Raw genomic sequence first — 13,908 nt, 5'->3', positions numbered from 1 at the left:
AGGATTTTCAGAAAATAAATAATAATTAAAATTCAATTTTTCTTACCTTCATAACTCAAAGTAAGGCTAACTATTGATTATAATTTCCAAAAATGAACAGCACTATTCAAGAAACTATTCAGCAATTTCTACAGTTTATGTCTGAAAGAAATCTGACCGCATTAACGAACCTTTTTTCTGACACCGTAGATTGGTATATACCTGGTGATGAGCAAAAAGCGCCCTGGCTGGGAGTAAGAAACAATAAACAGGAAATCTCCGATTTTTTGAACTGTTATGGAAAAATACGGAACCTGTTTCTGCAAAAATTGATCATATTTTCAACGATGATGAAAATGCTGTGATCACGGGAGAATTTGTAACAAAAATGCTTGAAACAGGCCATATTGCAGAGTCTTTATTCTGCATTCAGATTCGTATTCAAAATAATAAGATTATACGCTACAGATTGCTGGAAGACAGTCTGGCTGTTTCAAAGGCTTTGGATAAGTAGGCTAAAGATTATTTATCTTATTGATAATAACATACATTAGAGTTGTTTAAACTTATCAAAAAATATTGGATATTTCTTAAACCATTAAGAAGGATTTAAGCAGTAAAGCATAGTTAAGATAAATCATTGTGATTTTTAAGCTTAAAGCGAAGCTCATCTTAATACTATAAACACCTTAATGCAATCTTAATGGTTCAAAAAAGTGCAAAACAAGTTTATTATTAATGAGATTCTTTCATAAGAATGACATCGCTGTTAAAATCTAAAATTATCTTTTATATCACGGCAGCAGCCATCATTGACATATAATAATTGGCACAATGCAATGCGTTGATTAAAACAATTTCTTTTTCCGGAAAGGTTTCAAAGGCATCAGAGGTGGTAATCTGATATTCGTAATTCATGGAGGTCCATTTCAGGTGCGGTTTTATAATCATCAGCTCGACACCATCCTGATCGGTAAGAACAAATGATTCTTTAAAAATACCTCTGTGCTTAAAAAGATAGCCATTTTTAATCCCATCAAAATAGGTCTGCACCACAATTTCCCCATTCCAGTTCATCCTGAATTTCAGAAGGACTCTTTCGTGATCTTTCAGCTCAATGGTAGTTCCCCAAAAACCTTTTGGCTCCACCTGGTAGGCTTTATCATCTGCAATTTCAATGACAGCATTAAATTTAAACCAGCTTGTATAAGTAAGTTTTCCAATTAATTTTTCTTCTCTTTTGACTTCAAAAGATAAAGAATTGCTTGATTTTGCGTAATATTCTGCCATGGTTATATTGTAATTTGGTGGAATTTTTATTAGTTTTTAAATAATAATAACAGCTTGAATTTTAACGCTCTAATTTATAAATAATTCGGTATAATTTAATAGCTTTTTAATTCAATAAAGTAAAAACCCTGTAAGAAAATACTTACAGGGTGAATTTATAAAGAATTTATCCTAAAAAATCTAATTACTTTGGAATTTCACACCCATTGTTACATTTCCTAAACCGTCTGATTCTCCTGCTAAAGCATTAACTAATGTTGCAAATCTATTTGCTAAATCAAGATTGGCAATTGGAATTCTGGTAACATTCAAAATTTTACCTGCCTGCTCAGTGATCACATTTTCTGAAGCTTTTGCCAATATAGAATCTACAATATTACTTATTGGAAAGGAAAGATCCGGGAATGTTCTAAAATGAAAATCATGTCCTCTAATATTTTCTATTTTTGAAATAAAAACAATCTGTTTACTTCCCCAATCTAAATAAATTTTAAAGCTTATATCAAAGGGATCTACCTGTCCATCAAACATAGCTCCCAATGCTTCATATCTAATACAGCCAATTTTTATGCCTGCTCCTGCCTGCCCCGTTACTTCAGTAGGTAAGCTTAGCTTAAATTCAATAGGCCAGCTGCTGGTAAGATCTAAGTTTATTGATTTAACGGCAGCAGTTACAGAATAGTGCCAATATACGGGTCCAAAACTTCCGTTATCAGAGGCTGTAACAGAAGGTTTAACTACATCAAAATTAACTCTAAGCAGATTAATAGGTGTAAACAGGAAAATATCTCCTGTACTAATTTTTTCAATATTACCATCATCAACTGGATAATGCAATGTTTGAGAATTCTGATCTATTGTAGTTTCAACAATCAGATTACTATGTTCCGGAGCATTACCAATGGTATAGCTTGTGTCATCTCCATTATTTACTTTTGATACTGAATTAACCTGAGTTCGTCCTGTTGCATTAAAAGTTGGGCAATTATTAAAGTTAATAGATGAATCAGCGGTAAACATTAGTAAATTTCCGGACTGATCAGCGCCTAGTTTTGCATTTTCTCCAAACTTGATTCCAATAAAAGTTCTAAAAATATCCGGAAGTCTAAGAGAGTCAATAAATGCTTCTGCGATATCCCGACCTGAGAAAAGGGATGTTGCTTTAAAGTAAACAGCAAGCTGGTTCCAGTCATCAGCTACAAAATTGTAAGGTTCATTTTCAAAAAATTGCTTCAACTGATCATTATTTTCCCAGTTTTTCACAAAATTGATCTCATTATGTACTTCATTAAATAACGAAATTTTAATGTGCTTATCTATCAATTGTATTATGCCATTAATTTCAGCATATTCGACTTCAATTTCAACAACTTGCTTTTCTTCCAAAAATCCCTTGATTTTTAATTTTAAACCGCTGAGTTGAACCTGAGGAAAAAATTCATTTGCATCTGCCGGATTAAATACATTTACAAATCTAAATGCTAGCTCTGCAGTATCAAAATCCCCTGTAAATGATACCTTCAAAGTATTTTTGAATCGCTGATTGGATTCAAGATGGCTAAAGTGACCTGATAATCTTTGTAACTGATCATTAATTAATCTTTTGATCAATTCGATTGAAATTCCTATTCCAGCATTCTGTCTGCTGAAATCCAATAAGGATAGGTGTGCGTCTTGTACATTCATTTTATTAAGTTTTAATGGTTAAAATATTTGAATACTATTTTTAGTAATCAGTAACTTTCAAAATCATACATTGCCTCAACCTTAGCTGCTTCATCAATAAAGCTTATTATATATCAAAATTATTCTTTGTAAGAATAATTATCAATTACCCTTTTGTGGTATTTATTTCATTAGTTTGGCTCATAAAAAAAGCCTCATAGATTTTTGAAATCCATGAGGCTTATATCTTTTACAGATTATTTTTTAAACTTCTAATTAATTTTATACACATAATGATTACTGATATACCTGCTTTTATCCTTCAGTTTTTCAGGATAAAATATTGTTCCATCAATCTCAACACTTTTAATCCTATATCTCCAGCTGCCATTATGGCTTTTGTAAATTTTTGTTGTTGAATTTGGATAAAGCTCAAGAACAATGGATGAATCTTTCACTTCTATTTTTTCAAGAGACTTTGGATTTTTAATTTTATAAAAAGACCTTGGTGACAGTATTCCATGCTCATAATTAAATCCAAAGCTGCCGGATTCATTATTCATAGCTTTTGATATGGGATAACTGTAATTGATCTTTATTATTTTTTTGGAGTCAGTCAGGTTTTGAATATAAAAATCTGTTAGCCATGAACATCCTGAAAGAACTGCTGCAAAAATACAACATAAAAATCCTATCGTAATTGACTTTGCATTCATGTACTGAGGTTTAAATGGTTTTGTAAAAATAATCAGATTACTTTAATGTAAGAGTTTATACTATAAAAAATCCGCAAGAAAACTTCATTTAAACATAGCACAAAACTAACCTTGTATAAAAACCATAAATAAAGGGTTTCCGCATCCGAAAACCCTTACTTGATTTGAATAGCCGTTGTCAGATACTTTTTAAATTATTATCTTTTTAAAGGCTTATATAAATTTTCTTATTTTTTTATAATTTTTGCTGAAAACAGAGCTTTGTTTTTCAATCCATGAACAGTTACTATATAAGCTCCGGAATTCAGCTCTGATAAATTAATCATCCTTTTTTTATCTGGATAGAAATTTAATGTTTTTACATTTTTACCGGAAAAATCAGAAATTGTTACTTTTTCAAAACTTTCAGCCGATTCTACCGTTATCTCGTTTGAAAAAAGAGACGGATAAACCTTGTATTTTCCATCTGATTTTATAGATTCATTGGTATTCAGGGTATAATTGGCAATATCTATTCTCCAAACATCATTATAACTCAGGTGATCATAAGCTTCTGTCTGTGTACCTCCAAAGAAATATAAATTTCCAAGCGTATCATTCCAGGTAGCAGAATAGCGTCTGTATGGTGGTAAATTCATATTGGAAGGAACATTTAACTGACCATAATCATAAGAAGATGAAGACTGAGGGCCATACATCCAGGTCCAATTATTTGTATAGATATTGTATTTCCATAAATTTTGCTGATAGGTGCTATTTCCGCCAAATAGCCACAGATCTCCGTTTTTACCTGTCCATGTTAATGCTTTGTTTCTGTCTCCGGGTAAATTGGACGAGCTTTCTGTTCCCATAGTTCCATAGCTGGCATTTCCGTAAGGAGGAGGAGTACCAACTACAGACCAGCTGTTGGTATTGGTTTGATATTTCCACATTTTGGCATTGGTAAAATACCAGAAGTCTTTGTTTTCGTCGGCCCAGCTGATGCCGGTTCCGTAGTCAGCTACAGGATAACTGGTACTGCTGAAGTTATTAACGGTTTTATCCCCACTCAGCCATACCCATTGGTTTTGAGCAATATCGTATTTCCATACGTCATTTAAATATCCTTCATTTGCAGAAGTTTCATCAGAACCATAACCTCCATATAAGTAAAAATTTCCCTGGGCATCTGTCCATGTCTTTCCTCTTACTCTTGCTCCCGGAATATTAGCTGAAGAGTATATCCCCTGGCTTCCATAATTGGCATGTCTGTTAGAAACAGTATTAGGATTTTTTGTTCCACCTTTCCAAATCCAGTTGTTGGATGCAACGTTGTACATCCATAAATCCTGGTAATAAGAATTCACCAGCGGTACCTGCCCCCGAACATCCAGAGGTTTCCATTATTATCAATCCATGACATGGCATCGATTCGGCGTCCCGGAGCGTTTCTCTTGTTTTCAACGTTTATGATTCCATAATTGAGCAAATCGTTTGTATAAGATTTAAAGAAACTGTTTTCATTACCATTGATCCATTGCCATTTCTTTTGAGAGGAATTAAATTTCCATAAATCAACAGAAGAATAGCCTGTACCATTTATTTCATTACCATATTTCCCACAAATTCCGTAAAGCCATAAATTTCCGTCAGCATCTCTCCATTGAGCACCATATTTGGCAGTTCCTCCGGGAGTATTTTCGCTTTCAACAAGCCCTGCCAGTTTTTCATAGGCAGTAAAGTCATAGGAATTACCACCGCTTGTGATTCCCGGTCCTTTCACCTGTACCCAGTTATTGGTCATTGTATTATATTTCCAAAGATCAATTGCATATGTACTTGAATCATTGGTATTTCCGTTGTACAAATACAGGTTTCCGTCATTTCCTGTCCAGCAGGCTGAAGTATTTCTGAATCCCGGAAAGTTTTGTGTATCTTCCACGTTCAACATCCCATAAACAGGAGGCTGATTTACAGGAGGATTCCCGTTTTTCTTCATTAATGTCCAGGAATTAGTGGATGGTGTGTACTTCCACATATAATAATTTACCTGAATCCAGAAATTCCCATTTTTATCTGTCCAGTTGTTGGGTTTGGGATTGTCATAATTATAATTAATGATTCCCGGCATATTATTAGTGTTTTCCACTCCTATTCCGCCGGCAATGTTTTCGGTACTTGTCTGGCTTCCTTTCATCCAGGTCCATAATCCGTTTATAGGATTAAACTTCCATATATCATTGTAATTATAGCTTTGAGGTACGGAACTATGATATCCTCCATAAATAAAGATATTCCCCTGCAAATCTTTAAAACTGCAGCTTCCAAACCTTGCACTTGGAGTATTCAGGGTATTTTCCTGCCCTATGCTGTTGTATACACCATTTGTATTGGGTTGATCTGATCCTCCGATCCAAGACCACATATTGGTGGAGATATTATACTTCCATACGGTATTGTATTCGTTCCCATTTGATGTTTTACCTCCGAAGAAATAGAGATTTCCTGACGAATCGGTCCACGTTGTTGTACTGATCAGTGCAGGCGGAATATTGGTACTATTTTCAACTCCTTTTGTGCCGAAGTCAGCTTCACCGGTTGGTGTTCCATTTAAAATCTTAGTCCAGTTATTAGTAAGGCTGTTGAATTTCCACAGGTCGTTTTTTTGTTTACCAGAAGCATCCGCTCCTCCGAAAACATATAAATTTTTATTTGTTGAAGCCCACATGGAAGACTGCCTTACAGCGCCAGGTACATTTCTATAGCTATCTACATTTATCCCTTTATTGTAACCATTAAAATCGTGGTAAAGCCAGCCTTTTCTGAAGGTAAAATTGTTATTCTGATAGTTGTAGCTCCACAAAAGGCTGGTTGCATTACCTACCCATCCGGTGCTGTAACCGCCGAACATCCAGAAAGTGCCGTCGTTATCTACAACATAGGACATTTCTTTTAAAATATTCGGCCAGTTCTCGTTACTCTCCAGTCCGTATATTCCGAATTCAGCAATTTGTTCAATTTGATTTCCTCCTTGTACCCAGGTAAAATTGGTACTTTGTGATAAGCACATCGTACTTATCAAAAGAAAAAATATTTTTCTCATGGTTATGTGTGTTTTTTGTTTTTTTAGTATAAAATAATTTTCGACATATCTTATCATGAAAGATATCTGTCACCAAAAATTATTCTATTAATTTTTAAGCGAATTTATACAAATTATATAAATCAACAAATAATTTATTTATTACGTATTAAAATTGAGCCAGCTTTCATATATTAATTATCCTATTAACTTGATATTTTATGTTACTATAGATGATAAAGCTTTTTTGATGCAACAAAAACCCCGTAAGTTTTCTTACGGGGTTTGAAATATATTATCTGGTTTGATTATTACATCGTTTCCATTTTGAAGCTCATGCTTTCAATTACTTTCAGAATAGCTTCTACTGTGTCCATTGAAGTTAAACAAGGAACACCGTTTTCCACACTCATTCTTCTGATCTGGAACCCGTCTCTTTCTGCCTGTTTACCTTTTGTAGTGGTATTCACAACATACTGTACTTTTCCTTTCTGGATCAGGTCAATAAGATTTACACTTTCTTCTCCGATTTTGTATCCGATTTTGCAAGGGATTCCTTTTTCTTCAAAGAACTTCGCAGTACCTTCTGTAGCCCAGATTCTGAATCCTACCTCATGGAATCTTGCTGCAAGAGCTGCTGCCTCATCTTTGTGCTTATCCGCTACCGTGAAAAGGATAGATCCGTGCATTGGAACTTTTCTTCCTGCTGCTACCAATCCTTTGTAAAGTGCTTTTTCAAGAGTGGTATCTTTCCCCATTACTTCTCCTGTAGACTTCATTTCCGGGCCTAAAGAGATGTCCACTTTTGTTAGTTTAGAGAAAGAGAATACCGGTACTTTTACAAATACTCCTTCTTTGTTTGGAACCAATCCGTTTTCGTACCCTAAATCTTTCAGTTTTTGTCCCAGGATCGCCTTTGTGGCAAGGTTAGCCATTGGAACTTCTGTGATTTTGGATAAGAAAGGAACTGTTCTTGAAGAACGAGGGTTTACTTCGATTACATAAACGTTTCCTTCGAAAAGAACGTACTGGATATTCATTAATCCGATAACTTTTAATCCTTTTGCCAGTCTTTGTGTATAGTCTACCAAAGTATCAATCTCACTCTGAGAAATATTTTGCGGCGGATATACTGCGATTGAGTCTCCGGAGTGAACTCCTGCTCTTTCGATGTGCTCCATAATCCCTGGAATCACTACAGTTTCTCCGTCACAGATGGCATCTACTTCAATCTCCTTTCCTACCATGTATTTGTCTACCAATACAGGGTGCTCAGGGCTTGCTTCTACTGCATTTTCCATGTAGTGAGCCAGTTCTGCTTCTGCGTATACAATTTCCATCGCTCTACCACCAAGAACGTAGCTTGGACGTACCAATACCGGATATCCGATTTCGTTGGCGATTTTGATCGCTTCTTCTTTCGAAGTGGAAGTTCTTCCTTTTGGCTGAGGAATTCCTAATTCCTGAAGTGCTTTTTCGAATTTATCTCTGTTTTCAGCTCTGTCAAGATCTTCCAATGAAGTTCCTAAGATCTGTACTCCGTGAGAGGCTAATTTATCTGCAAGGTTGATCGCAGTTTGCCCCCCGAACTGTACTACAACTCCTTTTGGTTTTTCAAGCTCGATGATATTCATTACATCTTCTTCTGTAAGCGGCTCGAAGTATAGTTTATCAGAGATAGAGAAGTCTGTAGAAACTGTTTCAGGGTTGTTGTTGATGATGATCGCTTCGTAACCCATTTCTTTGATCGCCCATACTGAGTGAACGGTTGCGTAGTCAAACTCAACTCCTTGTCCGATTCTGATAGGTCCTGAACCCAGTACGATGATTTTTTCTTTGTCTGAAACTACGCTTTCATTTTCTTCTTCGTAAGTTCCGTAGAAATAAGGGGTTTCAGATTCAAATTCAGCAGCACAGGTGTCTACCATTTTATAAACCGGCATTACTCCGCTTTCTTTTCTGAAGTTGAAAACCTCACGCTCTTTTACATCCCAAAGAACTGCGATATTGATGTCTGCAAACCCTAATCTCTTAGCTTCAATCAGAGTTTCTTTGTCAAATTTGTTTTCAGCGATTACTTTTTCGAAGTCAACTAGTTTTTTCAGTTTCCAGATAAAGAACTTGTCAATTTTGCTCCATTCTACAATCTGTTCCCAGTCGTATCCTCTTCTTAAAGCATCTCCGATGATGAATAACCTCTCATCATCACACACTCTGATTCTTCTTTCAATTTCTTCAGCAGTAAGTGCCTGGGCTTGTTTTGTTTTTAATCCTAAATGTTTGATTCCTGTTTCTAATGAACGGATTGCTTTCTGTAAAGATTCTTCAAGGTTTCTTCCGATCGCCATTACTTCACCAGTTGCTTTCATCTGAGTGGAAAGTCTTCTGTCTGCTGTTTCAAATTTATCGAATGGGAATCTTGGGAATTTTGTTACCACATAGTCAAGAGCCGGCTCGAAACATGCATATGTTTTTCCTGTTACAGGGTTCATAATTTCATCCAGAGTCAATCCTACAGCAATCTTTGCAGCAATCTTTGCAATCGGATATCCTGTTGCTTTACTTGCTAACGCTGATGAACGGGAAACTCTAGGGTTTACCTCGATGATATAATATTCGAATGAATGTGGGTCTAAAGCCAACTGTACGTTACATCCACCTTCAATTCCTAAAGCTCTGATGATTTTCAGGGAAGCATTTCTCAATAATTGATACTCTCTGTCTGAAAGCGTTTGAGAAGGTGCTACTACGATAGAGTCTCCTGTGTGAACTCCTACCGGATCAATATTTTCCATGTTACAAACCACAATGGCGTTGTCGTTTGCATCACGCATTACTTCATATTCAATTTCTTTGAAACCTGCGATTGATTTTTCAATCAAACACTGTGTAACAGGGCTGTGTTTCAGTCCTAATTCAGCAATTTCCTTCAATTCAGCTTCTGTAGAAGCAATACCTCCTCCGGTACCACCCATTGTAAAAGCAGGACGAACAATTACAGGATAACCGATCTCATTTGCGAAAGCCAGTGCTCCTTCTACCGTATTGACGATATCAGATTCCGGTACCGGCTCGTTCAGTTCTCTCATCAGCTCACGGAAAAGGTCTCTGTCTTCTGCTCTGTTGATGGCAGAAAGCTTTGTTCCCAATACTTCCACTTTGCATTCTTCGAGAATTCCTGATTTTTCCAATTCTACCGCCATGTTCAGTCCTGTCTGACCTCCCAAAGTTGGTAATAATGCATCCGGACGTTCTTTTCTGATGATGTGGCTTACAAACTGTAATGAAATCGGCTCGATGTATACTTTATCTGCGATTTCCACATCGGTCATGATCGTTGCAGGGTTTGAGTTGATCAAAATTACCTTGTAGCCTTCTTCCTTCAGAGACAGACAAGCCTGCGTTCCTGCGTAATCAAATTCAGCTGCCTGACCAATGATGATAGGTCCTGAACCGATTACTAAAATTGTTTTTATATCTGTACGTTTTGCCATTTTTCTTTTTGTTAATTAGAGTCAAGAACCTAGAGCCAATAGCCAAGATTTCCAGACTTTATTTTAAATTATTTTTAAATGAGTAAATCATTTTTTGAATTTCAGAAACTTCATTGAGTAAAACATTTACTTTTTCTTCAGCTAAAAGATTCAACTCTTTTACCAAAATCAATTGAGTTTGCAATTCAAATGCAGAACCTAAAGCGATAGCAAGAAAATGATTAAACTCTTTATTGCTATTTCTTCCAGAACCTTCAGCAATATTGGACGGAATAGAAATAGTACACCTTTTAATCTGTGAAATTAATCCATACTTTTCATCATTACTGATCTCTGGACAAATAATGTATACATGTTTTGCCAATGCAACTGATTTCTGCCAGAAAAGTAATTTTTCAAAGTTATGCATGTCCTTTTTCTCTTAAGTCTTAAATCTTGATTCTAGGCTCTTGGTTCTATAATCTTACTTTTTAAAGTCCTCCATCATTTGAATGAATTCGTCAAACAGGTAGTTTGCATCTTCCGGGCCTGGGCTCGCTTCAGGGTGATACTGAACTGAGAAACAAGGGTGGATTTTGTGTTTTAATCCTTCGTTTGTTCTGTCATTCAAAGCGATGTGCGTTTCGATAAGATCTGTTCCTTTTAAACTTTCCTGATCTACAGCATATCCATGGTTTTGAGAAGTAATAGCTACTGTATTTTTTTCCAGATCCAATACCGGGTGGTTTCCTCCTCTGTGTCCGAATTTCAGTTTGAAAGTTTTTGCTCCACAAGCAAGACCGATCAATTGGTGTCCTAAACAGATTCCGAAGATGGGAACTTTTCCTAATAATCCTCTGATCATGTCTAAAGCGTGCGGCACATCTTCCGGGTCACCAGGACCATTTGACAACATGATTCCGTCCGGATTCATCAACAGGATTTCTTCTGCTGTTGTATCCTGAGAAACCACGATGATGTCACAGTTTCTTTGAGACAGTTCTCTGATAATTCCCAGTTTTGCACCGAAGTCTACCAATACTACTTTGAAACCTCTGTTAGGGTTAGCGTAAGGGGTTTTTGTAGAAACTTCCTCTACCTGGTTGGTTGGGAAAGTTGTTGATTTCAACTCAGAAGCTACAGCCGTTTCATCAGCATCAGCGTTCACTATTTTTCCTTTTACCACTCCATGGTTACGAAGAACTCTGGTTAGTCTTCTGGTGTCGATTCCTGAAATTCCTGAAAGGTTTTTCTTTTTAAATAATTCATCTAAAGTAATCTGAGTACGGAAATTGGAAGGAAGATCGCAAAGTTCTTTTACGATAAGCCCTTTGATTGCCGGCTCAATACTTTCATAATCATCACGGTTAATACCATAATTTCCGATAAGCGGATAGGTCATACAAACTATCTGACCGCAATACGATGGGTCAGAAATCAATTCCTGATACCCTGTCATTCCGGTATTGAAAACTACTTCTCCTGCAGTTTCCAATTCTGCTCCGAAACCTTCTCCATGAAACACTTCACCGGACTCCAGTATTAATTTTTTCTTCATTTTAAACTTTTATCTCTATTATTTTACTTATATCTTAATTAGCAGGTCGCCCTTACAGGGCTCGGATTATTTAAATCCTTTTATTTTGTGGGGTTCTCTCCCATTGCTATTAACAGGCCGCCCCTCCGGGGCTCTTTAATTTTCAACTTCTTACTTTTTAATCTGGCTCTTTTACCTTGGCACTTATTTAAAGGTATACCCTTTACTTTCCAACGCCTCTTTCAAAATAGCCATTCTTGCAAATACTCCGTTCTGCATTTGTTTGAAAACTCTTGATCTTTCGCATTCTACAAGATCTGAGTCTATTTCCACTCCTCTATTAATTGGAGCTGGGTGCATAATGATTGCTTCTTTTTTCATGGCTTGTTCTCTTTCCTTAGTCAGGCCATATCTTCTGTGATATTCTGAGGCAGTGAAACTCATTGCATCATCATGTCTTTCATGTTGAATTCTTAATAACATCAGAACATCCACTTCAGCGATTAGTTCATCTACTGACATATATGTTCCGTTGATCAGAGCTCCTTCGTCAAACCACTGTTCTGGTCCTGAGAAGTATACTTTAGCTCCTAACCTTCTTAATGCTTCTGCATTTGAGTTGGCAACGCGGCTGTGCTTTACATCTCCGACAATTCCTACCTTCAGTCCTTCGAACTTTCCAAATTCCTGGTAGATGGTCATCAGATCCAGCATACATTGTGAAGGATGGTTTCCTGTACCGTCTCCTCCGTTGATTACCGGAATTTTAATATTTTTCAGTTCCTCGAAGTATCTGTCTTTCTTATCACGGATCACCACAAGATTTACTCCTATACTTTCAATCGTCTTTACGGTGTCATAAAGACTCTCTCCTTTGTTTACTGAACTGTGCGATGCATCAAAAGGTACTACCTGAAGTCCCAGTTTTCTTTCTGCAAGATCAAAACTTGTTTTCGTTCTTGTACTGTCTTCGAAGAAAAGGTTTGAGCAAAAAACTTCTCCTTCAATTTTGGCAGTTTTACCATTTGCAAAAGCCATTGCTTCTGTCAGTATACTGTTGATTCTCTCGGTGCTTAGTTCTGTAATCGTAAACATAATTCTAATTTTTGGGCATAAAAAAAGCGAAGACAACAATCTTCGCTTAATAACAATAAATATCGTAAAGGGCGCTTTCGCCCGGTAAATCTAATGATATAAATGCTTTTTTATTCATTAGGTGCAAAGATATAACAATTTTATGAACCTACAAAAATTATGTTTAAAATAAATTAAAAACTCCAGTCTTTCCTTATTCTCATTTAAAATTAATATTTTTGTTAACGCACAACTTTATTCTATGGATTTAAAAGACAAAATGATTCTCAGCATTATTCAGGAAGACTCTACACTATCGGTTAAAGAAATCTCCGAAAAGATAGGTCTTACCTTTACTCCTACGTATGAGCGAATCAAACAATTGGAGAAGCAGGGTATCATCCAGAAATATGTGGGGCTTTTAAACCGTGAAAAATTGGGTTTAAATATTGTAGTCTACTGTAATGTTCGTCTTAAGGAACAATCCAAGAAAGTATTGGAGACTTTTGAGAAACATATTGGAAACTATGATGAAGTACAGGAAATCATCAGTCTTTCCGGAGAGTATGACTATATGCTGAAGATTATTGCCAAAGACATCAATTCTTATAACGAATTTGCGGTTAATGTTATTTCAAACATTCCTAATATTGGGCAATACCACAGTTCTATCGTCCTTCATGAGGTAAAAAAATCTACCAAGTTTAAAATTGACCTGGAATAATTCTTTTATTTTAAACTCATTATTATCCCGGTTTTACTTGCTGAAAATCTCTGATTTTCTTGCGTCTTCATTTTGCGCGTTTGCGCTTACCAGTACATTTTATTTTTAATATCTTATTTGTTAGAAAACGCAAAGACACAAAATAAATTTATAAACTTCATGCTGTAAGGCGCAAAGATTTTATCTCCGATAAAATTTTATGCAGCAGATTTTCACAAGTTGAACAATCTACTCAGTTCAAAATTGACTTGGAGCAAAATCCCTGTATTTTTTTAACCATTAAGAGCTTTTAAGAGGTGAAGAATAATTAAGGAATTCGCAGGCGAATTTTAAAACTATGAGGCTAAAAAATCGTAGATTTTCTTAACTTACCTTAAAACCTTCATCTT

General features: G+C 36.0%; 12 protein-coding genes. 3 read left to right on the top strand and 9 right to left on the bottom strand.

The window, feature by feature from the left end; translation table 11 throughout:
• The first annotated feature begins 92 nt into the window (after positions 1-92).
• Together CLU97_RS07700 and CLU97_RS23610 are read left to right on the top strand one after the other, a co-directional pair.
• Entirely contained in the window at positions 93-344 is a 252-nt protein-coding gene (locus CLU97_RS07700; protein ID WP_121487408.1) for a hypothetical protein, read from the top strand.
• The gene (locus tag CLU97_RS23610; protein ID WP_183084531.1) at positions 341-493 is read left to right on the top strand and encodes a hypothetical protein; all 153 of its coding nucleotides are present in this window, start codon (positions 341-343) and stop codon (positions 491-493) included. The genes CLU97_RS07700 and CLU97_RS23610 overlap by 4 nt, the downstream gene beginning before the upstream one ends.
• 275 nt (positions 494-768) lie before the next feature.
• On the opposite strand, the gene CLU97_RS07695 is transcribed toward CLU97_RS23610, so the two are convergent.
• The 9 genes from CLU97_RS07695 to CLU97_RS07655 form a co-directional block, all read right to left on the bottom strand.
• Positions 769-1,269, bottom strand: coding sequence for a hypothetical protein (locus CLU97_RS07695; protein WP_121487407.1), 501 nt, complete (start codon positions 1,267-1,269; stop codon positions 769-771).
• 180 nt (positions 1,270-1,449) lie between these two features.
• Positions 1,450-2,955 carry a hypothetical protein gene (locus CLU97_RS07690; protein ID WP_121487406.1) on the bottom strand — a complete coding sequence of 502 codons (1,506 nt, stop codon included), beginning with the start codon at positions 2,953-2,955 and terminating at the stop codon, positions 1,450-1,452.
• Positions 2,956-3,206: 251 nt separating this feature from the next.
• Positions 3,207-3,650 carry a hypothetical protein gene (locus CLU97_RS07685; protein WP_121487405.1) on the bottom strand — a complete coding sequence of 148 codons (444 nt, stop codon included), beginning with the start codon at positions 3,648-3,650 and terminating at the stop codon, positions 3,207-3,209.
• Between the two features lie 227 nt (positions 3,651-3,877).
• The gene (locus CLU97_RS07680; protein ID WP_121487404.1) at positions 3,878-4,969 is read right to left on the bottom strand and encodes a kelch repeat-containing protein; all 1,092 of its coding nucleotides are present in this window, start codon (positions 4,967-4,969) and stop codon (positions 3,878-3,880) included.
• A 23-nt stretch (positions 4,970-4,992) separates the two neighbouring features.
• Positions 4,993-6,732, bottom strand: coding sequence for a kelch repeat-containing protein (locus CLU97_RS07675; protein WP_183084530.1), 1,740 nt, complete (start codon positions 6,730-6,732; stop codon positions 4,993-4,995).
• A 290-nt stretch (positions 6,733-7,022) separates the two neighbouring features.
• Positions 7,023-10,205, bottom strand: a complete 3,183-nt coding sequence (carB, locus tag CLU97_RS07670) for a carbamoyl-phosphate synthase large subunit (protein WP_121487402.1) — start codon at positions 10,203-10,205, stop codon at positions 7,023-7,025.
• 58 nt (positions 10,206-10,263) lie between these two features.
• Entirely contained in the window at positions 10,264-10,614 is a 351-nt protein-coding gene (locus CLU97_RS07665) for a four helix bundle protein (RefSeq protein WP_121487401.1), read from the bottom strand.
• A 54-nt stretch (positions 10,615-10,668) separates the two neighbouring features.
• Complete coding sequence (locus CLU97_RS07660; protein WP_121487400.1) at positions 10,669-11,742, bottom strand: carbamoyl phosphate synthase small subunit; 1,074 nt, start codon at positions 11,740-11,742, stop codon at positions 10,669-10,671.
• A 183-nt stretch (positions 11,743-11,925) separates the two neighbouring features.
• A complete protein-coding gene (locus CLU97_RS07655; protein ID WP_105701630.1) occupies positions 11,926-12,816 on the bottom strand; it encodes an aspartate carbamoyltransferase catalytic subunit in 891 nt (296 codons plus the stop codon).
• 241 nt (positions 12,817-13,057) lie between these two features.
• Here CLU97_RS07655 and CLU97_RS07650 point away from each other — a divergent pair, with 241 nt between their 5' ends.
• Positions 13,058-13,519 carry an Lrp/AsnC family transcriptional regulator gene (locus CLU97_RS07650; RefSeq protein WP_089696583.1) on the top strand — a complete coding sequence of 154 codons (462 nt, stop codon included), beginning with the start codon at positions 13,058-13,060 and terminating at the stop codon, positions 13,517-13,519.
• The last annotated feature ends 389 nt before the right edge of the window (positions 13,520-13,908 follow it).

The sequence above is a fragment of the Chryseobacterium sp. 7 genome, from assembly GCF_003663845.1.
Taxonomy (GTDB): domain Bacteria; phylum Bacteroidota; class Bacteroidia; order Flavobacteriales; family Weeksellaceae; genus Chryseobacterium.
This window is presented reverse-complemented; position numbering and strand designations above follow the sequence as displayed.